This is a genomic window from uncultured Friedmanniella sp. (assembly GCF_964244285.1).
Lineage (GTDB): Bacteria > Actinomycetota > Actinomycetes > Propionibacteriales > Propionibacteriaceae > Microlunatus.
Window position 1 is genome coordinate 87,118 of the sequence record NZ_CAXTHT010000007.1, and the last position, 26,341, is coordinate 113,458.

Genomic DNA, 26,341 nt, shown 5'->3' on the forward strand with positions numbered 1-26,341 from the left:
CGGTGATCCCCGGAGGTTCCCATGAGCTCGACCATCAACCCCACCAGCACCCGGCCCTCGCACGGCCGCGTCCTCAGAAGGCTCGGCTCCGCCGCCGTGGCAGCTGTCGCCCTCGCCGGCGGCCTCGCGGTGGCCACCCCGGCGCAGGCTGCCGGCGGGGGGTACAACCCCTCCTTCCTCTACGCGTGGAACTGGGGCGACTGCTCGGTCAAGGTCGGCGTCGTCCGAGACGTGTACTCGCCCTGGGCCGCGATCGGCGGCTCGAGCGTCACCTGCTCGCAGCGGCACTCCTCCACGAAGGTGACGGTCGTGCAGCTCTTCAACGGGAACGTGGTCAGCGGGAGCTCGGCGAGCACCTCCTTCGCCAACTCCTACGGGACGGGCGGCCGGATCCTGGAGACCCCCCGTTTCTGCGGCGGTGGCTACTGGTCCCAGCGGGCGACCGTGACCATCTCCGGGCTGGGCGCCTACACGTTCACGACTCCGCAGGCCTGGGTGCAGACGGGCTGCTGACCGCCGGCGACGATCCGTTGTCTGGCGGCCGCGGCGGATCGGGCAGGTCGCGCTCGAGCACGGTGCTGACGGTGACGTAGGTCCGGCCGCCCGCCACCGGCCAGTGCTCGACCCGCGACCCGACCTCGCGGTAGCCGAGCCGCCGGTAGAGAGCGGCGGCCCGCGGGTTGTCGTGCTCGACGGCCAGCTGGGTCCGCGACCGGCCGTGAGCGCGGGTCCGCTTCTCCAGCGCCACCACCAGCCGGGTGCCCAGCCCGAGGGACTGCAGGTGCTCGTGCACGCTGAGCATGGTGAGCACCCCGACGTCGGAGTCCGGCGGGAAGCTGACCGAGCCGACGGCGACCAGGCGGCCGTTGGCCAGGGCGATCACGAGCACCGTCCGGAGACCCTCCCAGCTGTCCTGGAGCGCCTCCGCCAAGGCCCGCTGGTGCTCGACGCCCCCCGACCAGTCGAGGTCGGTCAGGTCCGTCGGCTCGAGGTCGCGCACGGTCAGTCGGAACTTCACTGCCCCATCTTCGTGCCCCCACCGGCAGCGCCACCCGTTCGGGGCCTTCGACAGGCTCAGGGCGCGTCCTACTAGCGTTGCGGTCATGACGCGCTACATCGTGATCGGGGCCGGGGCGATCGGCGGAGCCCTCGGCGGCCGGCTCACCCACGCCGGTTTCGAGACCGTGCTGGTCGCGCGTGGAGACCACCTGCGGGCGCTGCAGACCAACGGCCTGCGGCTGCGGACGCCGACCGAGGACCTGACCGTCCCCGTCCAGGCCGTCGGCGGTCCGGACGAGCTCCAGCTGAGCGCGGACGACGTGCTGGTGGTCGCGACCAAGACCCAGCAGGCCCACGACGCGCTGGTCAGCTGGGCCGACGCTGCGGTGCTCGGCGGCGGCACGGCCGGAGAGCGGCTCCCGGTCCTGATGGCGCTGAACGGGGTGGCCAGCGAGGAGCTGGCGCTGCGCTACTTCCGACGGGTCTACGGCGTCTGCGTCTGGATGCCGGCGGTGCACCTGGTGCCGGGTGAGGTGGTGCTGCGGGCCAGTCACCGGTCGGGGATGCTGCACGTCGGCCGGGTGCCGGCCGGCGCCGATGGGGCCGACACCGCCCTGCTGGACCGCGTGGCCACCGACTGGACGGCCGCCGACTACGACGTCCCCCGGCCCGAGGACGTGATGGCCTGGAAGTACCGCAAGCTGATCAGCAACCTGGGCAACGTCTTCCAGGCCCTGGTGCACACCAACGGTGACGCCGCTCCGCTGGTGGCCCGGGCGGAGGCGGAGGCGCGCGGGGTGCTGGACGGGGCGGGGATCGCGTACGTCTCGGACGAGGAGGAGCGGGCTGCCCGCAGCGCGGGGTTCACCATGACGCCCGTCCCCGGGGTGCCCGACGACGTCGGCGGCTCCACCTGGCAGTCGCTGCGACGCGGCACCGGCAACGTCGAGACCGACTACCTGAACGGCGAGATCGCCTACCTCGCGCACCGGACCGGCCAGCAGGCCCCCGTCAACGAACGGCTGGCCACCCTCGCGCGACAGGCGGCGAGGAGCGGGCTGGCCCCCGGTGACCTCAGCGCTGACGAGCTGGCCGAACGGCTCGGCCTTCCGGCCTCCTGAGGAGGCCAGCAACGAAAACCACTGGTCGGAACGCGTCGCTGCGTGGTCTGATCGACCCGCCCACGTCCACCGAGGAGGAACCCGCCATGCGAGCAGCCAGCACCACCCCGCCGGTTTTCCTCCTCCGAACGGACGTGTTGGCCCTTGCGCACCCTCAACCTCGGCATCCTCGCCCACGTCGACGCCGGTAAGACCTCACTGACCGAACGCCTGCTGCACGTCGCGGGCGTGCTGGACGCTCCCGGCAGCGTCGCCGCCGGTAGCACCCGGACCGACACCATGGCGCTCGAGCGCCAGCGCGGCATCACCATCCGCTCGGCGGTGGCGACCTTCACCGTGGACGACGTCCTGGTCAACCTCCTCGACACCCCGGGCCACGCCGACTTCATCGCGGAGGTGGAGCGGGCGCTGTCGGTGCTCGACGGTGCCGTCCTCGTGGTCTCGGCGGTCGAGGGCGTGCAGGCCCAGACCGTCGTCCTCTACCGCGCCCTGCGCCGGCTCGGCATCCCCACGCTGGTCTTCGTGAACAAGATCGACCGCAGCGGCGCCGACCCCGCGGCGACGCTGGCTGCGGTCGCCCGCCGGCTCAGCCCGTCCGCCGTCGCCCTGCAGCGGGTGCTCGAGGCGGGAGCGCCGACGGCCCGGGTGCTGCTGCGCGAGGCCGACGAACCCGGACACGTCGACGAGCTGACCGAGCGGCTGGCCGAGGTCGACGACGAGGTCCTGGCGGCGTACGCCGACGGCACCCGACTACCCGCGGCCGGCCTCCGCCAGCGCTTCGACGCGCAGGCCCGCGCGGGTGCCGTCCACCCGGTGCTGTTCGGCTCGGCGACGACCGGCGCCGGTGTGCCCGAGCTGCTGGCGGCCCTGCCCCGGCTGCTGCCGGTCCGGGCGCCGGACCCGGACGCAGCCGCGTCGGGGCTGGTGTTCACGATCGAGCGCGGCGAGGACGGGGAAAAGCTCACCTACCTGCTGCTGCGCGCGGGCCGGATCCACGTCCGCGACCGGTTGGACCTGCGCCGGGGCCGGCCGGAGCGGGTCACCGGGCTGCAGGTGTTCGCGCCGGGCGGCACCGAGCGGAGCGCCGTGCTCGAGGCCGGTCGGATCGCCCGCGTCCGCGGCCTGGACCAGGCCAGGGTCGGGGACGTCCTCGGCGATCCGGCCCTCTGGCCCCAGGCCGAGGCGCACTTCTCCCGGCCCTCGCTGGAGACGGTGGTCGAGACCGTCGACCCGACGGACCGAGGAGCCCTCCACGCCGGGCTGACCCAGCTCGCCGAGCGGGACCCCCTGATCTCGGTGCGTCAGGACGACAGCCGCAGCGAGATCGCGGTCTCGCTCTACGGCGAGGTGCAGAAGGAGGTGCTCGGCAGCCTGCTCGAGAGCGACTACGGGGTCGAGGTCACCTTCGGGACGTCGACGGTGATCTGCGTCGAACGGGTCGTCGGAACGGGGGCCGCGGTCGAGGTGGTGGCGGCCCCGAGCAACCCCTTCCTGGCCACGGTGGGGCTGCGGGTGGAGACGGCGCCGGTCGGCAGCGGCGTCGACTTCGGCCTGGAGGTGGAGCGCGGCGCGATGCCCGCCGCGTTCTTCACCGCCGTCGAGGACGCCGTGCGGCAGACGCTCGGCTGCGGACCGTACGGCTGGGAGATCCCGGACTGCCGGGTCCTGATGACCCACTCCGGTTACTACCCGAGGCAGAGCCACGCCCATCAGAGATTCGACAAGGCGATGTCGAGCACGGGCGCGGACTTCCGCTACCTGACGCCGTGGGTGCTGATGACGGCCCTGCTGGATGCGGGCACCCAGGTCTGCGAGCCGGTGCACCGCTTCGTGCTCGAGGGACCGCAGGACACCCAGGGCGCCTTGCTGGCCGTCCTCGTCCAGCTCGACGCGGTGCCGCTGGAGACCTCCTACGCCGACGACGTGGTCACCCTGACCGGCGACGTCCCTGCCGCGTCGGTGCACGAGCTGCGGCTGAGGCTGCCCGGGCTGAGCCGCGGCGAGGGTGTCTTCACGACGACGCTCGGCCACTTCCGTCCGGTCCGCGGACGCCCGCCGACGCGTGCCCGGATCGACGACGACCCGACCGACGCCGAGGTCTACCTGCGGACGGCGGGGAGGCTGGCCGGCCGGGTCTGACGGCTCAGGGGTTGCCGTGGTCGGCGATCCGCCAGGGGACGTCGTCGCTGTCGCGCTCGAGCAGGTAGGCCCAGCCGTTCGGTCCGTCGTCGTAGGCGAGGTCGGAGGAGTCCGAGAGCCCGCTGAAGCGCAACGTGACCCGCACCCGGTAGTAGCTGCGGCCGGGCTTGGCCGGGAGGCCGTCCTCGGGCTCGGCGAGCGACTGGCTCTGGACGATCGCGAGGTCGTTCATCGTGCCCAGCACGCCGAACCGGGTCGGGGACGAGCTGGGGTAGATCGTTCTCATGGTGGAGAAGTCGCGTTGGTTGTAGGCCTCGACGTAGGTCGTCACCACCTGCTCCGGAGTGGCCCGGGCGTCCGGCTCGGCCACCGGGTGGGTGTCCAGGTTCAGCCGGAAGCCGGCTGCATGCGCACCGAGCAGACCGAGGGCTAACCCGGCGACGAGCAGGATGGCCGCCCACCACCGCCGCTGTCTCATCCGGCCAGCGTAGGGACGGATTGGTCGCCGGGCCACTCACGCGCCGACCCGGACCCGAGTCCGCTCAGCTCAGCCGCTCGGTCAGGTGGATCGTCACCTCGTCACCGTCGGTCTTGCCGATCGCCTGCTGGATGGCGGCCGCCACGGGCAGCTTGTGGGTGCCGTCGCCCAGCGCCATGAACGAGCTCCGGAAGGGGGCGCCGTCGATCGTCCCCGCGACCTTGACCAGGCCGCGGGTGCCGAAGACCGAGGCCGAGCCGGGCAGCTGGACGCAGGTCCACGTGTCACCCGCCCGCACCTTGCCCAGGGTGGCGGTGAACACGAGGTCGAGCGGGCCGGCGTGGGACGGCATCACGCACCGCCCGGTGTGGTCGGGTCCTGGAGGTAGACCAGGCCGTTGCCGTCGGGGTCGGCGAAGTGGAACATCGGCGGCACCCCCTCCCACCGCAGCACCGCGTCGTTGTGCAGCGTGGCGCCGGACTCGACGAGCCTGGCGTGCGCCGCGTCGGCGTCGGAGGTCCCCATCCGCACGGCCATGGGCAACGGGCTGTCGGGCGGGAGCAGGACCAGGCTGACGCTCGACCCGGGCGGTACCACCTCGACCATCCGCGCTCCGGCCCACACCTCGACGTCGCTGCGCAGCTCGAAGCCCAGCACGTCCACGTAGAAGCTCTTCGCGCGGTCCTGGTCGGCCACCGGGAGGGAAATGCTGTGCACCACCGTCGTCATCGTCATGGTGGGCAGACCCGGTAGGGCCGGAGAAATCATCGGGTAGACGTGAGCCGCGAGTACCCGGCTCAGGTCTACCCAACGAGGTAGCGCCGCCCGTTCCCGGGCCCTCAACCCGCTGAGGTCGCGACGCCGCTGCCGAGCGGGACCGGCTCGGGCCGCTCCACGGTCGTGGCCAGCTCGACTGCCGCGTGCTCGGCACTGGAGCGGGGGATGGCGTCCATGATCTCCAGCACGTGCAGCGCGAGGTCGCCGGAGGCGCGGTGTGGCCCTCCAGTGGCGAGGGCCCGGGCCAGGTCCGCGACGCCGACGCCCCGCCCGGCCCCCGCGTAGCCGGCCGCGGCGGGGACCGGCCGCCACTCCCCCGTCGCCGCGGTCCAGACCTCGACCAGGCCGTCGAAGGTGTTGGGGTCGGGAACGGCGACGGTCCCGGTGGTGCCGTACACCTCGAAGAGCGGTCGGCGGCTGGCCCGGACGTCGAAGGAGAGGCTGACCGTCGAGGTGGTCCCGCCCCGGTGCTCGAGCAGGGCCTGCACGGACGTGTCGACCGTCACGGGGACGGGCGTCCCGGCCTGCGGTCCGGTGGCGACGGTCCGGAGCCGTGACGACCGTCGGCTCAGCCCGCTGACCCGCTCGACCGGCCCGAGCAGGGTGACCAGCGCCGTCAGGTAGTAGGGGCCCATGTCCAGCAGCGGTCCGCCGCCGGGTGAGTAGTAGAAGTACGGCGCCGGGTGCCAGGCCTCGTGGCCGGGTGAGCTCCAGGCGACCGCCGCCGCGTAGGGCTCGCCGACGACGCCGGAGTCGAGCAGGTGGCGGGCCGTCTGCACCCCGGTCCCGAGCACCGTGTCGGGCGCGCTGCCGATGCGCAGACCCCGCTCACGGGCCAGCTGCACCATCGGGGCCGCATCGGCGAGCGAGAGCCCCAGCGGCTTCTCCGCGTACAGGTGCCGACCGGCCTCGAGCGCCGCAGTCCCGACCTCGACGTGCACCGCCGGCACGGTGAGGTTGAGTACCAGGTCGACGTCGTCGTACGCCAGCAGGTCGGGCAGCGAAAGAGCGACGACCCCCTGGTCGGCGGCGACCTGCCGGGCCCGGTCGGCATCCAGGTCGGCGACGGCGACCAGCTCCAGCTCGGGCAGGTCGGGCAGCGTCTGGAGGTACTGCGCGCTGATCTGGCCGACGCCCACGATGCCGATCCGCACCCGGTTCGAGTCCACCGGCGCAGCGTATTGGCTGCTGGGCCCGCTCACCTACCGTGGAGGCATGCCCGCGCTCCCCGGTCACCGTCCGCCCCTGATCCTCGAGCTGGACCTCACCGAGCTGCCGGTCGACCCCGACACGGCCGACCCGCTCGCCCGGCTGCGCCTTCGCGGGCGGCGTCAGCTGAGACCGATGCTTCGTGCGCTGCACGAGGCCGCGGCAGACCCCCGGGTCGTAGGGCTGGTGGCCCGCGTCGGCGGGTCGCTCCCCTGGGCCGCGATGCAGGAGCTGCGGCTCGGCGTCCGGGCGTTCGCCGACAGCGGCCTCCCCACCGTGGCCTTCGCCGAGACCTTCGGCGAGACCGGGGACACGGCCTCGTACGTGCTGGCCACGGCCTTCGACCAGGTCTGGCTGCAGCCGGGTGGCGGGATCGGGATGCTCGGCGTGGCCACCGAGACGACGTTCGTCCGCGGGGTGCTCGACCGGCTGGGCGTCCAGCCCGAGTTCGAGCAGCGGCACGAGTACAAGAACGCCGTCAACACTTTCACCGAGAGCAGCTACACCGACGCCCACCGGGAGGCGCTCGAGGCGCTGACGGCCTCGGTCCAGGCGGAGGCGGTCGAACGGATCGCCGCCGGGCGGCGGCTCTCGCCGGAGCGGGTCCGCGAGCTGGTCGACACGGGCCCGCGGACAGCCCGGGAGGCCCAGCGCGACGGTCTGGTGGACGAGCTGGGCTATCGCGACCAGGTGCACGCCGCCCTCCGCGCCCGGGTGGGCGAGGACGCCGAGCTGCTGTTCGCCGACCGCTGGACGCCCCGCCGGACCCCGACCCTGCCCCGGCCCCGACGCGGACGCGTCGCGCTGGTCCAGGCGCGCGGCACCATCGTCAGCGGGCGGACGCGCCGCGGTCCGACGGGACGCCAGCTGGGCAGCGACTCGGTGAGTGCCGAGCTGCGGGCGGCGCTGGGCGACGACCAGGTCCGCGCGGTCGTGCTGCACGTCGACTCCCCCGGCGGCTCGGCCGTGGCCTCGGAGACCATCTGGCGCGAGGTGGGTCGGCTCCGGGAGTCCGGCCGGCCCGTCGTGGTCTCGATGGGTGCGCTGGCGGCGTCGGGCGGCTACTACATCGCCTGTCCGGCCGACGTGATCGTCGCTCTGCCCGGAACGCTGACCGGCTCGATCGGCGTCTTCGGCGGCAAGCTCGTGGTCCGCGACCTGCTCGAGCGGTACGGGGTGATCACCGACGCCGTCGAGCAGGGCGAGCGGTCACGGATGTTCTCCTCCCGCCGGCCCTTCTCCCCCGACGAGCGGGACCGCTTCGCCGCGACGGTGGACGCCATCTACGACGACTTCGTGGCCAAGGTCGCCGACGGCCGCGGACGCGACGTCGCCGAGATCGACGCGGTTGCCCACGGCCGGGTCTGGACGGGCCGGGATGCCGTGGCCGCCGGTCTGGTCGACGAGCTCGGCGGGCTACGGGACGCCGTCCGGATCGCGCGCACCCGGGCCGGCCTGCCTGACGACGCACCCGTCAGCTCGTTCACCGTCCCGCCGCTGGCCCGGCTGAGCCGACCCCGCAACAGCGACGACCCGCGCGCTCAGGCCGTCGCAGTCTGGCCGGGACTCGGCGACCTGACCGCCGCGCTCGGCCTGCCGGCCGGCACCGAGCTACGGATGCCGAGCCTGCGGCTGAGCTGAGACGAGATCTTAGAGCCGGAGCTCCGCGAGCATCGGGCAGACGAAGGTGCCGCGACGGGCGCCGAGCCCGACCGCGTCGAGGTGCCGCAGGATCTGCACGTAGGACTGCAGCAGGGTCGTCTCGGTGTAGGTGATCTTGTGCTCGGCGCAGTGGCGGCGGACGAGCTCGCTGGCCCGACGGAGGTTGGGGCGGGCCATCCCGGGGAAGAGGTGGTGCTCCACCTGCAGGTCGAGGCCGCCCATCAGGAAACGGACGACCGGGCCACCCTTGATGTTGCGCGACATCAGCACCTGACGGCGGAGGAAGTCGACCTTCACCTCGCGGGGCACCAGGGGCATCCCGATGTGGTTGGGCGCGAAGGCCCCTCCGAGCAGGAAGCCGAAGACCCCGATCTGCACGCCGACGAACGCGAAGGCCAGGCCTGGCGGCAGCAGCCAGAACAGCAGCGCGAGGTAGCCGACGAAGCGCACGGTCATGAAGGTGAGCTCGACGCCACGGTGCCGGACGGGACGGCGACCCACCAGGTGACGGACCGACGAGACGTGCAGGCTCAGGCCCTCGAGGGTGAGCAGCGGCAGGAAGAACCAGCCCTGGCGGCGGACCAGCCGGGCTCCGAGGCCCCTGCGGGCGGCAGCGGCCTCGTCGCTGAAAGCGACCGCCCCACTGCGGATGTCGGGGTCGGCGTCCAGCTTGTTCGGGTTCGCGTGGTGGCGGCTGTGCTTGTTCATCCACCAGCCGTGGCTGATCCCGGCGAAGAAGGCCGAGAGCACCCGTCCACTCCAGTCGTTCCAGCCCGCGGAGCGGAAGATCTGGCGGTGCGAGGCCTCGTGACCGAGGAAGCCGAGCTGGGCCAGGATCACGCCGAGGACGGCGGCCAGCACCAGCTGCAGCCAGCTGTCGCCGAGCAGCACGACGCCGGTGAAGACCGACCCGAGCGCGACCGCCGCTGCGGCGAAACGCGTCCAGTAGTAGCCGTAGCGGCGCTGCATCAGCCCGGCCTCCTTGGCCTGGCGCAGCAGCTCACTGAAGCCGTTCAGGTGCGCCGCCGGTCGACGGGAGGAGGGAGAGAGCGCTTCGACAGTCACTAGGGCCCCGATCGTGAGGTCTTTGCTGCGCAAGCGCACAACAGGTGTGAAGGTACCCGACCCGTTTGAACCCAACCTGTGGGTGAGATGTCCGAGCGAGGTGGTGCCACAATGCCGCCAGCAGCGGAAGGGAACATCGTGCGTCTGGTGGTGCAGCGGGTGAGCTCGGCCCGGGTCGTGGTGGCGGGCGAGACCGTGGGCGAGATCGCCCGGCAGGGTCTGCTCGTGCTCGTCGGGGTCACCCACGACGACACGGCCGCTGACGCCGCCCGGCTGGCCGAGAAGGTGTGGACGCTGCGCATCCTCGCCGCGGAGCAGTCGTGCGCTCAGCTGGGGGCGCCGCTCCTGGTGGTCAGCCAGTTCACCCTCTACGCCGACACCCGCAAGGGCCGCCGTCCGTCCTGGAGTACCGCGGCCCCCCGCCCGGTGAGCGAGCCCCTCGTCCAGGCCTTCGTCGATGCGCTGCGCGGGCTGGGAGCCGAGGTCTCGACCGGCGTCTTCGGCGCCGACATGGCCGTCACCCTGACCAACGACGGCCCCGTCACCCTGATCCTGGACTCCTGAACCGAGGTCTCAGTAGCCCGTTGGTCCTGGAGACACCTGCGTTCCGGCCGGTCGGTCTGGGCGGGACTCGGCAGGGTCAGGCGGCCTCGAGCTCGACCTCGACGTCGGCCACGCTGCCACGGGCGGCGCGGACGACCCGGTCCAGCTTGGCGCCGGGCGCGAGGGTCCGCAGCGTCCAGTTGCCGTCGCCGGCGAAGAACCGGAAGTGACCGGTGGCTGAGGTCGGCACCTCGGCGGTGAACTCACCGCTGGCGTCGAGCAGCCGGACGTAGGCGTTGGGGACCGGCGAGCCGGCCCGCAGCACCCGGCCCTGGATGACGGCTTCCTTGGTGGTGTCGATGCCGGCGACGCTCAGGCCGCCTGTGGTTGCTCCGCACATGCTGTGTCTCCTCGTGTCGCGTCGGGGGTGGAGTCAGGCCTGGCCGGGCTCGTCGCCGACGGCCACCGGGACGCCGACCAGGGAGCCGTACTCGGTCCACGAGCCGTCGTAGTTCTTGACGTTGCTCTGGCCCAGCAGCTCCTGCAGCACGAACCAGGTGTGCGCGCTCCGCTCGCCGATCCGGCAGTAGGCGATGATCTCGCCGTCCCAGTTGACGCCGGCATCGCTGTAGATCTTCTTCAGCTCGTCGTCGGACTTGAAGGTGCCGTCGTCGTTGGCCGCCTTGCTCCACGGCACGTTCACCGCGGTGGGCACGTGGCCGCCGCGCTGGGACTGCTCCTGGGGCAGGTGGGCCGGGGCGAGCAGCCGGCCTGCGTACTCGTCGGGGCTGCGGACGTCGACCAGGCTCTTGCTGCCGATCGCGGCCACGACCTCGTCGCGGAAGGCGCGGATGTCGGTGTTCGGCTCGGACGCGGTGTAGCTGGCCGCCGGTCGGGTGACCGTGTCGGTGCTGAGCGGCCGGGCGTCCAGCTCCCACTTCTTGCGACCGCCGTCCAGCAGCCGGACGTCGCCGTGGCCGTACAGCTTGAAGTACCAGTAGGCGTACGCGGCGAACCAGTTGTTGTTGCCGCCGTAGAGCACGACGGTGGCGTCGTTGGCGATCCCACGCGAGGAGAGCAGGGCCTCGAACTGGGTCTTGTCGATGAAGTCGCGACGCACCGGGTCCTGCAGGTCGGCCTTCCAGTCCACCTTCACCGCACCGGCGATGTGGCCACCGTCGTAGGCCGTGGTGTCCTCGTCCACCTCGACCAGGACCACGTTGTCGTCACTGCTGTGCTCGGCGACCCAGTCGGCGTCGACGAGAACCTCTGACCTGCTCATCTGCGAATCACTCCTGTTGCGGTGGGTCGGTATCCCTGGGTAGTGGACGCTCACGCGCGCGGATCGGCGCCGTCGGTGAGCGGTGGTGGCGGGGGCGCGGTCGGCCTGTGGCCCGACGCGAAGAGAGCGCGCCCCTACCGGCGGGGGAGTCGACACAACGACGACCGCATGCGCCCGTGGTCCACGGCGCGGCGGCGGGTGAGCGACAACGCCCACACCCTGTCGGTGGTCATGTCAGCCACCGTACGGCGGCGAGCCGCGCTCTCCCCAATGAGTCCCGAGACGTGGGACGAGTGTCCAGCATTCGGACAGCCGATGTTCCACCCCTGGACGGACCTGCTCGATGCTCCGGGTGGACGCGACCAGCGGTCCGGACCCGCACCGTGGAGGACATGATCTCGTCGCTGACCTCACCCCCACCCGGGCCTCCCGTCGTGGGCTGCCCGTCCTGCCACCGCGCCCTCGAACCCGGGACACGGCGCTGTCCGGGCTGCGGCCTCGGCCTGACCGGTCCGGCGGCCGCTGAGCTGTGGCGGATCGACCAGCAGCTGCTCGAGCTGCAGCGCCACCGCCGCGAGCTGATCGACTGGCTGCGCCGGCACCCGTCGGCCGACGGGCCGCCCGCAGCCCAGCCGGTGTCACCGACCGGTCAGCGGCGGTCCTGGACCGGGCAGCAGCTGCTGCTCGCCGCCGGTGCCCTGCTGGTGGTGACCGCCGCCGTGGTGTTCCTCGCGGTCGCCTGGTCGGCGCTCGGCGTGACCGGCCAGGTGGGCGTGATGGGGTTGCTGACCGTCGGGGCCGGGGCGACCAGCCTCACCCTCGCGAGCCGGCAGCTGACCGCGACGGCCGAGACGCTCGGCGCTGTCGCTGTCGGGCTCGCCGTCGTCGACCTTGCCGCCGCCCACGCCCTGGACCTCGCTGGGCTGCAGGCGGTGGACCCGGACCGGTACGCCGCGGCGACCTCTGCCCTGCTCGCGGCCGGCTGCGCCCTGATCGCCTGGCGACACCGGTCCCTGGTCAGCTTCGCACTGGCGGCCGTCCTGGCCGGAGCGGCCGCCCCGCTGTTCGGCGCGGTGGCGGCCGAGCCCTCCGGCGCGACGGTCGCGCTGGTCTTCCTGCTCACCGCGGCGGTGGCGATGCTCCTCTCCCAGGCTCCGCACTCCCGACGGGTGGTTCGCGTGGCCCTGCGGGTGGTCGCCGCGGCCTACCTGCTGGCCACCTGGCTGGTCGCGGTGGTCACGACGCTGCAGGAGCCGCTGCTGGGTGTGGGCGGCCCGGCGGCATCGATCTCGCTGGTCGCGGCGGCCGGGGTGCCGTCTGGTCCGGTCTGCCGGATGGCCTCGGGCGGGTGCGGCGCCCCGGGTGGGGCTGTCTCGCCCTCGTCGTCGCTGTGGTCACGGTCGCCGGGGCGGCCTGGCAGGCGGACGCGTCCGGGACCACCACGGCCGCGGTGGCCCTGGTGGCGGCCGGAGCTGCTGTCGCAGCCGGGGCCGCCCGTCGGCCGCTCACCGTCGGACCGGTCGGGGTGGCGTTGCTCGGTCTGCACCTGCTCGCCGCCGCGACCCTGCTGGTCGCCGAGGGGTGCTACCTCGACGACGGCCGGCTTGAGCGGTCGCCGCTGGGCTGGACGCTGGCCGCTGCCCTGCTGGTCACCGCCGTCGCGGCCGCTGCGCTGGCCCGACGCGACGGGTGGCTGCGCCCCGTCGGCCTCGGTGACACCGCCCTGCTCGTCCTGCTCGCGGCGGCCCAGCTGGCTCGACCGTCCGGCGTCGGACCCTGCGTGGTCGTCCTCCTCGTGCTCGCGGTGGCAGCCGCCGCCCTTGCGGTCCTTCGTCGGGGACGGGTCGAGGAGCCGGTCTTCGCCGGCGCCTGGGGCCTCGCGTGGGTCGCGGCCCTCGGCGTGTCCGCGGGCAGTCACTCCCCCGCGCCCCTCGTCGCGGCGACCCTGGCCACCGCCGGCCTGACCGCGGCCGCCAGCGCCCTGCTGCCGGGACGCGGCTGGCTCGCCGTCCTGGGCACGCTGCTCTGCTCGGCCTCGGTCTGGACCGTGCTGGTCGACCGCGCGGTCGAGACGCTCGAGGCGTACACCCTGCCGCTCGCCGTCCTGCTCGCGGTCGTCGGCCTGGTCCGGTGGCGGCGGGACCCGACCGCCTCGTCCTGGCTCACCGTCGGCTCGGCGCTGAGCGTCGGCTTGCTGCCCTCGGCCCTGGCGACCGTTGACGACGCCGGACTGACCCGGCCGCTGCTGGTCCTCGCCGTCGGGGCGGCGGTGATGCTGCTGGGGGTCGCCCGGGGCCGGCAGGCACCGGTGGTGATCGGCGGCCTGGCCCTGGTGCTCGTCGCGGGGTCCCAGCTGGCGCCGTGGGCGGTGGGCCTGCCGCGCTGGGTGTCCTTCGGCTCCGTCGGACTGCTGCTCCTCGTGCTGGGTGCGCGCTATGAGCAGCGACGCCGCAACGCCCGCTCGGCGTTGGCCTGGGTGGCCGCGCTGCACTGACCGATCGCCGCGGCGCCGTTCGATCTGACAACGTTGTCCCGCATGCTGAACGAATGCTGAGTGACTTCAGCCACACCGACCGACGCGTTGCACGCCGCCGAACGGGCCGACTTAGGCCCGATCACCCTCCTGCGCCGCCCGCGAACGGGGGCAGCACCTCGATCCGCACCTCAGTCCTCAGAGGTCTGTCCAGGTCGCTCTCGCGCACGGCGAGCCCGTCCAGGAGCACGGTGCAGGCGCTCAGCACCCGGGAGAAGTGGCCGCTACGGGCGCCGACCCGGTCGAGGGCGGCCCGTAGCGTAGAGGCCTCGACGGTCTCCTCAGCCGTCCCGGCGGCGGCTCTGGCCCCGGCCCAGTAGTGGAGGTGAACGGTCGACATTGCAGTAGTCTCGGCCATGAAGTGCAGTCCGGCCACGCAGCGCCGCCCTGGCCAGCTCCGCAGCATCCTGGCCGGATGTCCGGCTCGGTACCGCCGCCACCAGGACTGCACGCACGGACGACACCCGCACGGTAAGTGACCCCCTACGAGGAGGCCCGAGATGGCGACCCTGCTGCTGCTCACCAACGACACCCACGCGTCGTCGGAGATCCTGCCGGCCCTGGAGCTGCTGCCGCACCAGGTCAAGGTCGCCCAGGCCGAGGCCACCGCCCTGCTCGACGCCCCCGCAGCCGACGTCATCCTGCTCGACGCCCGCCGTGACCTCGTCGGTGCCCGCTCGCTCTGCCGGCTGATCGAGACCACCGGCAAGGAGTCCCCGCTGCTGGTCATCGTGAGCGAGGGTGGCCTGGCCGCCCTCTCCTCCGACTGGGGCTTCGACGACCTGCTGCTGGCCACCGCCGGCCCCGCCGAGGTGGACGTGCGGCTGCGACTGGCCATGACCCCCGCCGTCAGCTCGGGCACCGACCCGCTGATCCAGACCGGGAACATCGTCATCGACGAGGCCGGCTACTCGGCCAAGCTCAACGGCAACCAGCTCGACCTCACCTACACCGAGTTCGAGCTGCTCAAGTACCTGGCCCAGCACCCCGGCCGGGTGTTCAGCCGCCAACAGCTGCTCAGCGACGTCTGGGGCTACGACTACTACGGCGGCACCCGGACCGTCGACGTCCACGTGCGCAGGCTGCGGGCGAAGCTCGGCCCCGAGTACGAGTCGGTGATCGGCACCGTCCGCAACGTCGGCTACCGCTTCGTGGCGCAGGTCGAGGAGAGCTCGCGGGTCACCTCGGCCTGAGGCCGGCCCGGCCCGCGATACTCCTACCGCTGGCCCCTAGGCCGCATCCGAGCGGCGCTCGCCGATCTCGTAGACCTCCGAGGCCCGGCCGACGATCAACGGGTCGGGGACGCCGACCACGTCGGCGTCCTTGCCCTCGTAGTCCGCCCGGTGCAGCACGTAGCGCATCGCCTCGAGCCGGGCCCGCTTCTTGTCGTTGCTCTTGACCACCGTCCATGGCGCGAGGTCGGTGTCGGTGTGGGCGAACATGCCCTCCTTGGCCGCGGTGTAGGCGTCCCACTTGTCCAGGGAGGCGAGGTCCATCGGCGACAGCTTCCACTGCCGGACGGGGTCGATCTGACGGATCAGGAAGCGGGTGCTCTGCTCGCTCTTCGAGACCGAGAACCAGAACTTGACCAGGTCGAAGCCCTCCTCGACGAGCAGCTCCTCGAAGACCGGCGCCTGCCGCAGGAACTGGGTGTACTCGGCGTCGGAGCAGAAGCCCATCACCCGTTCGACCCCGGCCCGGGTGTACCAGGAGCGGTCGAACAGCGCCATCTCCCCACGGGCGGGCAGCCGGGCGATGTAGCGCTGGAAGTACCACTGCCGTGACTCGTAGTCGGTGGGCTTTTCCAGGGCGACGACGTGGGCGTTGCGCGGGTTGAGGTGCTCGGTGAAGCGCTTGATGGTGCCGCCCTTGCCGGCGGCGTCGCGGCCCTCGAAGGCCAGCACCTGACGACGGCCGGTGGCCTTGATCCAGCGCTGCATCTTCAGCAGCTCGATCTGCAGCAGCCGCTTCTCGCGCTCGTAGGTCTCGGTGTCGAGCCGGTCCTCGTACGGGTAGCCCTCACGCCAGGTGTCGACGATGGTGCCGTCGACGGCCCGCAGAATCGGGTCGTCGTCGTCGAGCTCCTCGACGGTGAAGTCCTCAGCGCCGTAGCGCTCCTTCAGCCAGATCAGCTGCTGGCGCAGGGCCCGGTCCAGGGTGTCAGCCACCCCTCAGTTCTACCGGTCCGGAGGTACGCGCCGGTGACCGCCCGGTGAACAACAGGTGGCCACGCCGTTCCCCGAACCGGCCAAACCTCGCTCCCTGAGCCTGTCGAAGGGTCAGCGCGGACCCGGGCCGTCACGCTCGACGATGGCGGCCGCGGCCGCCTGCCGCGCACGTTCCCGCGCGAGCATCCGGCGCACGTGGGTCGGCACGGTCCCGGGAGGACCGTCGGGGCGGACGTATTGCACCGCCCCCAGCACCTGGGCGAGGAGCACCAGCAGCAGGGAGACGGTCAACGCCGACGCCGCGATGGCCGACCAGCCGGCCGAGGCGCTCCCGGAGATGCCGGCGTAGAGGGCCACGACGGCGACCGCGTAGGAGCCGACGTGCAGCCACCAGGAGAGCCGGCCCAGCGTTGCCGACGGGACGCCGTGCTGACCGCGCCACCAGGCCATCGCCTGCCGCCAGGCCAGCAGCTGGACGACGCAGATCCCGGTCATCACGAAGGCGCAGACCAGGGCCAGGGCGGTCCAGACGACGCCCGTCGCCGCGGTCGTGAAGCGCGGGAAGGTGGCGACGCCGGCGGCCGCAGCCACCACTGCGAGCGCACCGACGACGATCCCCGCGACGGTGAGCCGCAGGTGCGGGGTCATCCGGGCGGCGACGGCCGGCTGCCCGCCCACGCCGTACTCGCCGATCTGCTCGGCCGGGTACTCCTCGTCGCGCATGTCCGTCCCTCCCGCGACGCGGCTCCCCCACGCCGTCCCTCGACCGCCCAGCCAGTCTAGGGCGGCGGGACGTGACACCCCGGCCCCGCGGACGCCTCGGCACCACCCGGAGGGAGCCTCACCCTCTAGTGTCAGCAGATGGCCACCCCCGTGCGCATCCTGTCGGTTCCGCGGCTCGACCCGGCGCAGGTCGAGGCGGTGCGCAAGCTGCTGGAGCGGTCGACGGCGACCGACGGCGCCGTGGCGGTCAACGAGTCCGGGCTGCTGCACCTGGACCATCCCGCCGAGGACGTGCAGCACCTGCTGGCCCTGCCCCCCGCCGGGATGCCCGGGACGCTCCGCGGCTACGCCCAGCTCGACGCCACCGGGCCGACCAGCACAGGACAGCTCGTCGTCGACCCGGCGCAGCGTCGTCACCAGGTCGGACGGGCGCTGCTGCACCGGCTGGTCGAGCTGGCTCCCACCCCGGTGCAGGTCTGGGCCGTCGGCGACGCCGAAGCCGCCCGTGCGCTGGCCGCCACCGAGGGACTGGTGCCGGCGCGGGAGTTGCTGGTGATGACCCGGTCCCTGCTCACCGAGCTGCGGACCCCGGAGCTGCCCGACGGCGTCACGGTCCGGGCCTTCGTCCGCGGCCGGGACGAGCAGGCCTGGCTGGAGGTCAACGCGAGGGCCTTCGCCTCCCACCCCGAGCAGGGCGGGGTCACCCTCGAGGACCTGCGGGAACGGATGGCCGAGCCCTGGTTCGACCCGGCGGGGTTCCTGCTCGCCGAGCGTGGCGGCCGGCTGGTCGGCAGCCACTGGACCAAGCGGCACTCGGCCACGCTCGGCGAGGTCTACGTGCTGGGTGTCGACCCCGAGGCCGGCGGCCGCGGTCTCGGTGGGGCGCTGTTGGACCTCGGTCTGCAGCACCTGCGCGACACCGGGCTCAGCGAGGTCGAGCTCTACGTCGAGGGCGACCACGAGCGCGCCGTCGCGCTCTACCAGGGCCGTGGCTTCACGACGGCCAGCCGTGATGTGATGTATGCCCGACCGTGAGCACGCCGCCGCGCCGGCTCTGAGCGAGCCGGCCGCGGACGCCTCACGATGAGATCAGGAGCTCGGATGGAAGCAGTCGACGTGGCCGCCCCCGCACCCAGGGGGACGGCGAACGGGTTCGCGCCGCCTCCCGAGCCCGATGCTCTGGAAAACGCCGAGCTGTCCTCGGAGCGCTTCCTGGACCGCGAGCTGTCGTGGCTGGCCTTCAACAACCGGGTGCTCGACCTGGCCAAGGACGACGGGCGGGTTCCGGTGCTCGAGCGGGCCAAGTTCCTCGCCATCTTCGCCAGCAACCTGGACGAGTTCTACATGGTGCGGGTCGCGGGGCTCAAGCGCCGGATCGCGGCGGGCGTCGCCGTCCCCACGGTCAGCGGGATGATGCCGCGCGACGTGCACTCGGCGATCCTCAGCCGCACCCGCGAGCTGGTCGCCGAGCAGGCCCGCGTCTTCACCGAGGTGGTCCGGCCCGAGATGGCGGCGGCCGGGATCGAGATCCTGCGCTGGGAGCAGCTGACCACCGAGGAGCGGACCCGGATGGACGAGCTCTTCGCGGAGCGGATCTTCCCCGTCCTCACCCCGCTGGCCGTCGACCCGTCGCACCCGTTCCCCTACATCTCCGGGCTGAGCATCAACCTCGCCGTCCTGGTCAAGAACCCCGAGACCGGCGTCCGGCAGTTCGCGCGGGTCAAGGTGCCGAGCGTCCTGTCCCGCTTCCTGCCGCTGTCCGAGGGCCGCTTCGTCGCGCTCGAGGACGTGATCGCCCAGAACCTCGACCAGCTGTTCTCGGGCATGCAGGTCGTCCAGCACCACACGTTCCGGGTGACCCGCAACGAGGACGTCGAGGTCGAGGAGGACGACGCCGAGAACCTCCTGCTCGCCCTGGAGAAGGAGCTGCTGCGGCGCAAGGTCGGCCGCCCTCCCGTCCGGCTGGAGGTCGAGGACGACATCGACCCGAAGATGCTCGAGCTGCTGGTCGGCGAGCTGGACATCGCCGAGAAGGAGGTGTTCCGGGTCCCGGGGCCGCTGGACCTGCGCGGGCTCTTCGCGCTCACCGACATCGACCGGGCCGAGCTCAAGTACCCCACCTTCCTGCCCTCGACCCACCCGCACCTGTCCGAGGTCGAGACGGCCAAGCCGGCGGACATGTTCGCCGCCCTCAAGCAGCGTGACGTGCTGCTGCACCACCCGTACGACTCCTTCGCCACCAGCGTGCAGCGCTTCATCGAGCAGGCGGCCGACGACCCGCAGGTGCTGGCCATCAAGCAGACCCTCTACCGCACCTCCGGTGACTCCCCCATCGTGGACGCGCTGATCGAGGCGGCCGAGGCGGGCAAGCAGGTGCTGGCCCTGGTCGAGATCAAGGCCCGCTTCGACGAGCAGGCCAACATCGCCTGGGCCCGGCGACTGGAGCGGCACGGCTGCCACGTGGTCTACGGGCTGGTCGGGCTGAAGACGCACTGCAAACTGTCGATGGTGGTCCGCGACGAGCCCGAGGGGCTGCGCCGCTACGTCCACATCGGCACCGGCAACTACAACCCGAAGACGGCCCGGACCTATGAGGACATGGGGCTGCTGACGGCCAACCCGATCATCACCGAGGACGTCGGCCGGCTCTTCAACCACCTGTCGGGGATGAGCCAGGAGACCTCGTACAAGCGGATGCTGGTGGCCCCGCACGGCATCCGGACCGGCCTGCTCGGCCGGATCGAGACCGAGGTGGAGCACCACCGCGCCGGCCGGCCGGCCGGGATCAAGATCAAGGTGAACTCCCTGGTCGACGAGGCGATCTCGGACGCGCTGTACCGGGCCTCCCAGGCCGGCGTGCCGGTGGACCTGTGGGTGCGCGGCATCTGCACCATCCGTCCCGGGGTGCCCGGGCTGAGCGAGAACATTCGGGTGCGCAGCATCCTCGGCCGCTTCCTCGAGCACAGCCGGCTGTTCTGGTTCGCCAACGGCGGCAACCCCAGCGTCGGCATCGGCTCGGCGGACCTGATGCACCGCAACCTCGACCGGCGGGTGGAAGTGCTCGCCTCCATCACCAACCCGGCACACGTGGCCGAGATCGGCGAGCTGTTCGACTTCGCCTTCCGCAAGGACACCGCCTCGTGGAAGCTGCAGCCCGACGGCAGCTGGACCCAGTTCACCGAAGGCCAGGACCACCAGCCGCTGGTCGACATGCAGGAGCACCTGATCAGCGTCAAGAGCAGGCGTCGGGCGAAGTGAGCGGCGCGGGCGGAACAGGGGTACGCCACGTGGGCAGAAGGCGCCGGGCGTGAGGGTCCTCGGGGCGGGGGACGCGTGCCCGGCATGCTGAAGGAGCTGGTCCGGCCGGTGCCGACGAAGCTGCGGCCGATCCTCGCCGGAGGGGCGGTGGTCACGCGCGAGCACCCGACCCGAGGCACGGAGGTCGTGCTGGTGCACCGCAAGCAGTACGACGACTGGAGCCTGCCCAAGGGCAAGCTCGAGGCCGGTGAGTCGCTGCCGGCCTGCGCGGTGCGCGAGGTGCTGGAGGAGACCGGGGTGACGATCCGGCTGGGCACACCCCTGGACCAGGTCGTCTACGAAGCGGGCCGGGCCGGGCTGAAACGGGTCGACTACTGGGCGGCCTCGGTGGTCTCCGCCACCCGGCGCGCTCCCGACGCCGAGGTGGACGTGGTCTCCTGGCTGCCGCTGCGGGCCGCCCTGAGCCGGCTGGACTTCGACCACGACAAGTTCCTGGTCCGTCAGCTGATGGACCAGCCGGTGACCACGCCGCTGGTCATCCTGCGACACGCCAAGGCGATGGACCGCAAGGACTGGTCGCGCAAGGACGCGGCCCGTCCCATCAACTCCCGCGGCCGCCGTCAGGCCCGGCTGCTGATCCCCATGCTCGGCGCGTACGGGGTACGGCGGCTGGTCTCCTCCAGCTCGGCCCGCTGCGTCAGCACGGTGATGCCGTACGCGCACAGCCAGGAGCTGCGGGTCGAGACGCACGGGCAGCTGAGCGAGGAGGAGGGCAGCCACGACGCGTCGGGGGTCGCCCGGCTGCTGGGCCGGATCCGCAAGCAGACCGTCGCCGACCAGGTCCCGACGGTGGTCTGCGTCCACCGGCCCGTGCTGCCGCACGTGCTGGAGGCACTGGAGATGGCGCCGACGCCCCTGGTCACCGGGGAGTTCCTGGTGGCCCACCTGACCGGTGACGGCGAGGTGCACGCCCTCGAGCGGCACCGCCCCCAGGCCTGACCGTCGGAGTTGAGGACACACCAGCACGTGGCCACTCGCGCGCCGCTGGTACCCCACCCCGAGAACGCTCGGTACGGCAAGCGCGTCTGGCTCTGCGCACGAGACAGGCTCTGGCGGGTGGACGGCATCTACGGACCGTTCAGCGTGATGGTGCCCTCAGCAGCATGCATGCATCACCGTCACCAGCCATGACCCAGGTCCCACCATCGACATCCTCGACGACTCGAGCACCGCGTGCGACGCGTCAGCGGCCGACCCTGGGACGGAGCGCGACCGATGGCCGACCTCCGTGCGGGACGCCGGCAGTAGCCGAAGGGTCTGCGAGAGGTCAGATCCGGGCCCCGCTGATCGCTTTCGGGCGGTGCCGGGCACGATGTCGCGGGTGGCAGACAGCCTGCAGGAGGGTCGGCTCCCGACCGGCCCGCGCGGTCGGTGGCGCAGCGGACTCCTGGTGACGGTGCTGTGCACGGCGCAGGCGTTGGAGCCTTGGAGCACGACCTCGTTCTGTCGCTGCCCTCCCTTGACTTCGACCCAGGGTCTGGCCAGCTGACCAAGATCATCGGTGACCGCCCAGGCGAGAAGTGGCGGCGGGTCTTGGGTCACTCGGACCAAGAGGCGGTGCGCCCGCGGGAACGACTGGTCGAGATGGTCGAGCGATGGCGCAACCCCTACTCGCACGGAGGTTCCGAGAAGGGGCATGGCGCAACGGTCTGCCTTCATACGCCGGAAGTCGGGGCGTTGCCCTTGGGTCTGACGAACGTCCGCGACAGTCCTCTGTTCTCGTTCCACGCTGCTTCCGACACAGACATCGAGGACGTGTTCGCGCTGTTCGACGAGATCGACGCCTATCTGGTCAAGACCATTCCTGCGGGACGCGCAGTTGAACCTGCACAAGATCTCTCTCCTGCATGATGAGAAAGTGAAGCGACGCCAGTACACGGCCACTGAGCTGAACCGACTCGGCGGCATCATCGGCCAGTCGGTCGCAGGCTTAGTGGCTCAGGTGAGCACCGTCCCCTGGTACGGATTCAACGGCATCCAGGCCCTCGTGCTTACCGACGATGCCGTGTACCGCATCCAGCAGAGCTTCTTCGCTCTCCGCAGAGACCGAATACTCGGCAGGTATCCGCTCACCGACATCAGCGACCCTCGCTGGACACCGGCCCGGAACGGACGGTCTGGCCGCATAGCTTTCCGCGTGGCTGGCTCACAGCACTGCTACATCTCCAAGTGGCAAGAGGCAGTCGAGCTGGCGGGTCGGCTCGAGCGGCCCGCCGCCTCGGCCTGAGCCGGAATACGACACGCAGGCCCACCAAGGGCCTCAAGGATCAGTGGATGGCCATCCCGGGCACCTGAGTGGACGACAGTCGTGCGGGACGCAATCCAGTGGCCGACCCTGCGGCGGGGCACGACCAGTGGTCCACAACTCTCGCGAAATCTCGCACGGAGGAGGATGCCGGGAGCTAGCGTCCATCAGCATGTCTGGCTCCCGTTGGTTCAGCTACGTCGTCATGGGAGCGTCCAATCCTTCCGAGCCGGCCATGCTTGAGGAACTGGAGCGCGTGCTGGACGCAGCTCGACCCGCGAACATCGACGTGGACCGAAGCGAGGCCATCGATGGCTCTTTCCTCATCGCCCACTCCCGCGGCTTTCTCGGAGATATCGAGGTCGAGGTCCACAAGGACTGGGCTGACCTCAGGAGCATCGTCATCGACCGGCAGATGCGAGCCGCGGAGTTCGGAGCGGGTGGGTCCGAACGACCGCGCAGACCGTCGATCGGATCATCCGTGGCCACTACGACATCGAGCGAACCCGCTGGCGTGACAGCGTCATCGGACAAGCATCAGCGGCGAGAACCACACCCGGACCATCTCGTCAGCGTGGGCTCGACTACCTGTTCCTGGTCGCTTCCTCACCCGCGAGCGGCTGCAGCTCGACTGCGGGTGCAGGCTTTGAGGCGGCGCTACCTCAAACCCCGGGACCAAGGCCAGACTGAGGTTTGATATCTGCAATATGGTGCAGCCGCCTATCCGATAGCGTAATCCATCAGTTCTCCGAAGAACACCAGAAGAGAGAAGAGCACCGTGAGGCTGAGAGCGGCAGTGGCAACGACGGCGCTAACTCGGCTCAGTAATGCGCGCCTTACCGATGCGTGGTCGTCCCGTAACCAGAACCCCAGCAGGAGAACGGCGGCTAGCGCTGACGGCGGCACAATCATCAGGGCCCAACTCGTCAAGGAGAAAGTATCCGGAGCGTCGCCTTCGCCATTGACGACGAAGTAGAGGACGAAGGCCATAGCCAGTGCGGCGGCGACTGTCAGACGGAGGACGACGATCGGTCCTCGAGCCGAGGTGCGTTTCCGCCGCGGCGGCCTCTCGTCGCCGAGCCTGCCGCGCTCTACGTCGGTTGATCGCTGCACGTCGCTAGTGTGCTGCACCGACCCCTTCCGCGAGGTCGATAGGCGCCACTCCGTCCCTCGGCTACCTCAACCGCGTGGAGTACGAAGCCCTTCACAAGAACGCAACATCGCGGCAAGCTCAACACACCCGTTCGTGTCCGGGGGCCCGGGTCGGCCTCCCCCGGTGAAGGGGGCTTTTTGGCGAGCTGGCGGGCTGACGTAGGGCGGTCATAAGGCCTGGCAGATCGGTGACCAAGCCGCTTGCAAGAGCTTGATGACGAGCAAACCGATGGCTCGCCGACGAGCTAGTGAAGAAGCGACACGTTGGAGGAGAATCCAGATCCCGGGGGATCGGGTGCGTTCCAGCCTGAGCCGAAGCAGATCGAGCGTTCACCCGCCGTTCACCTGCGGCGGGCCGTCCGGACAACTGACGCCGCTACGTTTCGGCCATCGGGAGGGGGTGACCCTGCCGCGCACCCGTCGATGTGGTATCGGCGGGAACCTCCAGGGGACGCATCCCCTCCTGTCTGTTAGGACACGCATGACCCTGCACCAGGCTTCCGCGAAGCCGCACCTGACCTCGCGGGTCGTCAAGCTTGCGGCCGTGCTCGCCCTCGGCACGCTCAGCTTCGCCGCTTGCGGCTCCGACCCCGGCACCACCACGAGCGCCGCACCCGCCGGCTCCAGCTCCGGCGGCAGTTCCTCCGGCCTCGCCTGCCCCTCCGGCTCGCTCTCCGTCGAGGGCTCGAGCGCCCAGGCCAACGCGATCAGCGAGGTGATCGCCAACTACAACTCCGAGTGCGGCGACAAGGCCAAGATCGAGTACAACCCGACCGGCTCCGGCGCGGGCATCAAGTCCTTCTACAACGGGCTGGTCGACTTCGCCGGCTCGGACTCCGCGCTGAAAACCGAGGCCGTGGACGGCGTCGTCGAGGCCGACAAGGCGAAGGACCGCTGCCAGGGCAACCCGGCGTGGAACCTACCGATGGTCGTCGGCCCGATCGCCTTCGTCTACAACGTCGACGGCGTCGACAAGCTCACGCTGAACGCCGAGGTGCTCGCCGAGATCTTCAACGGCACCATCAAGACCTGGAACGACCCGAAGATCGCCAAGCTGAACGACGGCGTGACCCTGCCGAGCGACCCGATCACGGTGTTCTTCCGCTCCGATGAGTCCGGCACCACCGAGAACACGACGAAGTTCCTGCAGGCCGCCGGCAACGGCGCCTGGAAGGACGAGCCGGCCAAGGCCTGGACCGGCACCGGCGAGGGCAAGAACAAGTCCTCGGGCGTCGCCGAGGGTGTCACCGGCACCAAGAACTCCATCTCCTACGTCGAGTGGAGCTACGCCAAGGACAACAACCTGAAGATGGCCGCCCTCGACAGCGGCAAGGGTGCGGTCGAGCTCAGTGGCGAGTCCGTCGGCAAGGCCGTCGCCGGGGCTACGGTCAAAGGCTCGGGCAGCGACCTCAGCCTCGGCCTGGACTACACCGGTAAGGCCTCCGGCTCCTACCCGGCACTGCTGGTCACCTACGAGGTCGTCTGCAGCAAGGGCCTGGCCGCCGACAAGACGGCGATCATCAAGGACTTCCTGGGCTACTTCGCCTCCGACTCGACCCAGAAGGGTCTGGAGGACCTCGGTTACGCGCCGCTGCCCGCCGACCTGCTGACCAAGGTCAAGGCGTCGGTCGACGCCATCTCCTGATCGCCGCAGACTAGGAGCTCGCGCACTCCTCCCCCCGCGTCCGCCCCCCGGGTCGGCTCGAGGGGAGGAGTCGTGAGTCTCACCCGCTCCCCACCACCCAGGAGGGTGATGTCCGCCACCGAGACCGGCACGGCTGACACGCTGGACCCCGGCCGCCGACCGGCCCCCGATCCCGCCCGCGATCCCACGGTCTCGCCGGTCGTCATCCACGACGAGCCCGAGGTCACCTCGCCCGTACCGCAGGTGCGGGTCACCTCGCCGGAGCGTCGGACCGGCGGCCCGGTGCCCGAACGGGGTTCCGGGGTCAAGCTGGCCAAGATCAGCCGGACGGGCGACCGCGTGTTCGGCGTCCTGGCCGGCGGCTCCGGTGCGGTGATCGTCGCCCTGGTGATCTTCGTGGGGGTGTTCCTGCTGGCGCTGGCCCTGCCCTCGCTGCTGCAGAACAAGGACAACTTCCTCGTCTCCCGCAACTGGGTGGTGGCCGGTACCGACCTGCGCTTCGGCATCGCCGGCCTGCTCTGGACCACCGTGCTCTCCTCGGTGATCGCGATGCTGCTGGCCGTTCCGGTGGCCGTCGGGGTGGCGCTCTTCCTCACCCAGTACGCGCCGCGCCGGCTCTCGGGCCCGCTCTCCTTCGTGGTCGACCTGCTGGCTGCGGTTCCCTCGATCATCTTCGGGCTGTGGGGCCTCACCGTCCTGGGCCCGTTCCTGAACCCCGCCGGGGTGTGGATCTCTGACCACCTCGGTTTCATCCCGCTCTTCGCGGCGACCGGTGCCCAGCCGAAGAACTCGGTCTTCGTCGCCTCGGTCGTGCTGGCGATCATGATCCTGCCGATCATCACCGCCATCTCCCGTGACGTCTTCGCCCAGACCCCGCGGGACCACGTCGAGGCCGCGTACGCGCTCGGCGCCACCCGCTGGGAGATGATCCGCACCGCCGTGATGCCCTACGGGCGCTCCGGCGTGATCAGCGCGTCGATGCTCGGCCTCGGCCGGGCGCTGGGCGAGACCGTCGCCGTGCTGATCATCCTGAGCACACCGGCCCCCGGCGCCGCCTTCTCGCCGTCGATCTTCGCCGGCGGAGAGACCTTCGCCAGCAAGATCGCCAACAACGCGTCCGAGTTCGACACCCCGTCCAAGACGGGCGCTTTCATCGCGGCGGGCCTGGTGCTGTTCGTGGTCACCTTCGTGGTGAACGCACTGGCCCGGGTCGTCGCCGACCGGGGGAACGCCAAATGAGCCCCTCGGGGGGGGATCGGGGGGGTCGTCTCCCCCGGCAAAG

The 26,341-nt window shown here is 71.4% G+C and carries 27 protein-coding genes; 14 read left to right on the top strand and 13 right to left on the bottom strand.

Annotated elements, in window-relative coordinates; all coding sequences use genetic code 11:
- Nucleotides 1–21 precede the first annotated feature (21 nt).
- On the top strand, nucleotides 22–513 hold the full coding sequence (locus tag ACFE7W_RS16250; RefSeq protein ID WP_375425865.1) for a hypothetical protein: 492 nt from the start codon (nucleotides 22–24) through the stop codon (nucleotides 511–513).
- Here ACFE7W_RS16250 and ACFE7W_RS16255 read toward each other — a convergent pair.
- The gene (locus ACFE7W_RS16255; RefSeq protein WP_375425866.1) at nucleotides 476–1,018 is read right to left on the bottom strand and encodes a GNAT family N-acetyltransferase; all 543 of its coding nucleotides are present in this window, start codon (nucleotides 1,016–1,018) and stop codon (nucleotides 476–478) included. The two genes, ACFE7W_RS16250 and ACFE7W_RS16255, sit on opposite strands and share 38 nt — an antisense overlap.
- 85 nt (nucleotides 1,019–1,103) lie before the next feature.
- Between ACFE7W_RS16255 and ACFE7W_RS16260 the strand changes: the two genes are divergently transcribed.
- Nucleotides 1,104–2,120 (top strand): ketopantoate reductase family protein, encoded by a 1,017-nt coding sequence (locus ACFE7W_RS16260; protein WP_375425867.1) that lies wholly within the window; start codon nucleotides 1,104–1,106, stop codon nucleotides 2,118–2,120.
- A 144-nt stretch (nucleotides 2,121–2,264) separates the two neighbouring features.
- On the top strand, nucleotides 2,265–4,259 hold the full coding sequence (locus ACFE7W_RS16265; protein ID WP_375425868.1) for a GTP-binding protein: 1,995 nt from the start codon (nucleotides 2,265–2,267) through the stop codon (nucleotides 4,257–4,259).
- 4 nt (nucleotides 4,260–4,263) lie between these two features.
- On the opposite strand, the gene ACFE7W_RS16270 is transcribed toward ACFE7W_RS16265, so the two are convergent.
- From ACFE7W_RS16270 to ACFE7W_RS16285, 4 genes are all read right to left on the bottom strand, one after another.
- A complete protein-coding gene (locus ACFE7W_RS16270) occupies nucleotides 4,264–4,737 on the bottom strand; it encodes a hypothetical protein (protein WP_375425869.1) in 474 nt (157 codons plus the stop codon).
- Between the two features lie 64 nt (nucleotides 4,738–4,801).
- The gene (locus ACFE7W_RS16275) at nucleotides 4,802–5,089 is read right to left on the bottom strand and encodes a DUF1905 domain-containing protein (RefSeq protein WP_375425870.1); all 288 of its coding nucleotides are present in this window, start codon (nucleotides 5,087–5,089) and stop codon (nucleotides 4,802–4,804) included.
- Nucleotides 5,089–5,505 (bottom strand): VOC family protein, encoded by a 417-nt coding sequence (locus ACFE7W_RS16280; protein WP_375425871.1) that lies wholly within the window; start codon nucleotides 5,503–5,505, stop codon nucleotides 5,089–5,091. Before ACFE7W_RS16280 ends, ACFE7W_RS16275 begins: the two co-directional genes overlap by 1 nt.
- A 71-nt stretch (nucleotides 5,506–5,576) precedes the next feature.
- Entirely contained in the window at nucleotides 5,577–6,683 is a 1,107-nt protein-coding gene (locus tag ACFE7W_RS16285) for a Gfo/Idh/MocA family protein (protein ID WP_375425872.1), read from the bottom strand.
- Between the two features lie 46 nt (nucleotides 6,684–6,729).
- On the opposite strand from ACFE7W_RS16285, the gene sppA reads away from it, so the two are divergent.
- The gene (gene sppA / locus ACFE7W_RS16290) at nucleotides 6,730–8,364 is read left to right on the top strand and encodes a signal peptide peptidase SppA (protein ID WP_375425873.1); all 1,635 of its coding nucleotides are present in this window, start codon (nucleotides 6,730–6,732) and stop codon (nucleotides 8,362–8,364) included.
- Nucleotides 8,365–8,373: 9 nt separating this feature from the next.
- On the opposite strand, the gene ACFE7W_RS16295 is transcribed toward sppA, so the two are convergent.
- On the bottom strand, nucleotides 8,374–9,450 hold the full coding sequence (locus ACFE7W_RS16295; RefSeq protein WP_375425874.1) for a fatty acid desaturase family protein: 1,077 nt from the start codon (nucleotides 9,448–9,450) through the stop codon (nucleotides 8,374–8,376).
- A gap of 138 nt (nucleotides 9,451–9,588) precedes the next feature.
- On the opposite strand from ACFE7W_RS16295, the gene dtd reads away from it, so the two are divergent.
- Nucleotides 9,589–10,014 (top strand): D-aminoacyl-tRNA deacylase, encoded by a 426-nt coding sequence (gene dtd, locus ACFE7W_RS16300; RefSeq protein ID WP_375425875.1) that lies wholly within the window; start codon nucleotides 9,589–9,591, stop codon nucleotides 10,012–10,014.
- A 76-nt stretch (nucleotides 10,015–10,090) separates the two neighbouring features.
- Here the strand turns inward: dtd and ACFE7W_RS16305 are convergent, their stop codons facing one another.
- The 3 genes from ACFE7W_RS16305 to ACFE7W_RS16315 all read right to left on the bottom strand — a co-directional run bounded on the left by ACFE7W_RS16305 (nucleotide 10,091) and on the right by ACFE7W_RS16315 (nucleotide 12,282).
- Nucleotides 10,091–10,393 carry a DUF1416 domain-containing protein gene (locus tag ACFE7W_RS16305; protein ID WP_375425876.1) on the bottom strand — a complete coding sequence of 101 codons (303 nt, stop codon included), beginning with the start codon at nucleotides 10,391–10,393 and terminating at the stop codon, nucleotides 10,091–10,093.
- Between the two features lie 33 nt (nucleotides 10,394–10,426).
- Nucleotides 10,427–11,275 (bottom strand): sulfurtransferase, encoded by an 849-nt coding sequence (locus ACFE7W_RS16310; protein WP_375425877.1) that lies wholly within the window; start codon nucleotides 11,273–11,275, stop codon nucleotides 10,427–10,429.
- Between the two features lie 638 nt (nucleotides 11,276–11,913).
- Entirely contained in the window at nucleotides 11,914–12,282 is a 369-nt protein-coding gene (locus ACFE7W_RS16315; protein ID WP_375425878.1) for a hypothetical protein, read from the bottom strand.
- 341 nt (nucleotides 12,283–12,623) lie between these two features.
- On the opposite strand from ACFE7W_RS16315, the gene ACFE7W_RS16320 reads away from it, so the two are divergent.
- Complete coding sequence (locus ACFE7W_RS16320) at nucleotides 12,624–13,769, top strand: SCO7613 C-terminal domain-containing membrane protein (RefSeq protein ID WP_375425879.1); 1,146 nt, start codon at nucleotides 12,624–12,626, stop codon at nucleotides 13,767–13,769.
- 121 nt (nucleotides 13,770–13,890) lie between these two features.
- On the opposite strand, the gene ACFE7W_RS16325 is transcribed toward ACFE7W_RS16320, so the two are convergent.
- The gene (locus ACFE7W_RS16325; RefSeq protein ID WP_375425880.1) at nucleotides 13,891–14,148 is read right to left on the bottom strand and encodes a MoaD/ThiS family protein; all 258 of its coding nucleotides are present in this window, start codon (nucleotides 14,146–14,148) and stop codon (nucleotides 13,891–13,893) included.
- A 160-nt stretch (nucleotides 14,149–14,308) separates the two neighbouring features.
- Between ACFE7W_RS16325 and ACFE7W_RS16330 the strand changes: the two genes are divergently transcribed.
- Entirely contained in the window at nucleotides 14,309–15,001 is a 693-nt protein-coding gene (locus ACFE7W_RS16330; RefSeq protein ID WP_375425881.1) for a winged-helix domain-containing protein, read from the top strand.
- Between the two features lie 36 nt (nucleotides 15,002–15,037).
- On the opposite strand, the gene ppk2 is transcribed toward ACFE7W_RS16330, so the two are convergent.
- Both ppk2 and ACFE7W_RS16340 read right to left on the bottom strand, forming a co-directional pair.
- Entirely contained in the window at nucleotides 15,038–15,937 is a 900-nt protein-coding gene (ppk2, locus tag ACFE7W_RS16335) for a polyphosphate kinase 2 (protein ID WP_375425939.1), read from the bottom strand.
- 150 nt (nucleotides 15,938–16,087) lie between these two features.
- On the bottom strand, nucleotides 16,088–16,699 hold the full coding sequence (locus ACFE7W_RS16340) for a hypothetical protein (protein WP_375425882.1): 612 nt from the start codon (nucleotides 16,697–16,699) through the stop codon (nucleotides 16,088–16,090).
- 138 nt (nucleotides 16,700–16,837) lie between these two features.
- Here ACFE7W_RS16340 and mshD point away from each other — a divergent pair, with 138 nt between their 5' ends.
- From mshD to ACFE7W_RS16365, 5 genes are all read left to right on the top strand, one after another.
- Nucleotides 16,838–17,734: a mycothiol synthase gene (mshD, locus tag ACFE7W_RS16345; protein WP_375425883.1), complete on the top strand. Its 897-nt coding sequence runs from the start codon at nucleotides 16,838–16,840 to the stop codon at nucleotides 17,732–17,734.
- A gap of 66 nt (nucleotides 17,735–17,800) precedes the next feature.
- Nucleotides 17,801–19,957: an RNA degradosome polyphosphate kinase gene (locus ACFE7W_RS16350; protein ID WP_375425884.1), complete on the top strand. Its 2,157-nt coding sequence runs from the start codon at nucleotides 17,801–17,803 to the stop codon at nucleotides 19,955–19,957.
- A gap of 84 nt (nucleotides 19,958–20,041) precedes the next feature.
- On the top strand, nucleotides 20,042–20,956 hold the full coding sequence (locus tag ACFE7W_RS16355; RefSeq protein ID WP_375425940.1) for an NUDIX domain-containing protein: 915 nt from the start codon (nucleotides 20,042–20,044) through the stop codon (nucleotides 20,954–20,956).
- 486 nt (nucleotides 20,957–21,442) lie between these two features.
- Complete coding sequence (locus tag ACFE7W_RS16360; RefSeq protein WP_375425885.1) at nucleotides 21,443–21,868, top strand: hypothetical protein; 426 nt, start codon at nucleotides 21,443–21,445, stop codon at nucleotides 21,866–21,868.
- Between the two features lie 7 nt (nucleotides 21,869–21,875).
- Nucleotides 21,876–22,244: a hypothetical protein gene (locus ACFE7W_RS16365; protein WP_375425886.1), complete on the top strand. Its 369-nt coding sequence runs from the start codon at nucleotides 21,876–21,878 to the stop codon at nucleotides 22,242–22,244.
- Nucleotides 22,245–22,982: 738 nt separating this feature from the next.
- Here the strand turns inward: ACFE7W_RS16365 and ACFE7W_RS16370 are convergent.
- The gene (locus tag ACFE7W_RS16370; protein WP_375425887.1) at nucleotides 22,983–23,375 is read right to left on the bottom strand and encodes a hypothetical protein; all 393 of its coding nucleotides are present in this window, start codon (nucleotides 23,373–23,375) and stop codon (nucleotides 22,983–22,985) included.
- Nucleotides 23,376–23,895: 520 nt separating this feature from the next.
- Here ACFE7W_RS16370 and pstS point away from each other — a divergent pair.
- Nucleotides 23,896–25,059 carry a phosphate ABC transporter substrate-binding protein PstS gene (pstS, locus tag ACFE7W_RS16375; RefSeq protein ID WP_375425888.1) on the top strand — a complete coding sequence of 388 codons (1,164 nt, stop codon included), beginning with the start codon at nucleotides 23,896–23,898 and terminating at the stop codon, nucleotides 25,057–25,059.
- A gap of 309 nt (nucleotides 25,060–25,368) precedes the next feature.
- Nucleotides 25,369–26,298, top strand: coding sequence for a phosphate ABC transporter permease subunit PstC (gene pstC / locus ACFE7W_RS16380; protein ID WP_375425941.1), 930 nt, complete (start codon nucleotides 25,369–25,371; stop codon nucleotides 26,296–26,298).
- Nucleotides 26,299–26,341 lie beyond the last annotated feature (43 nt).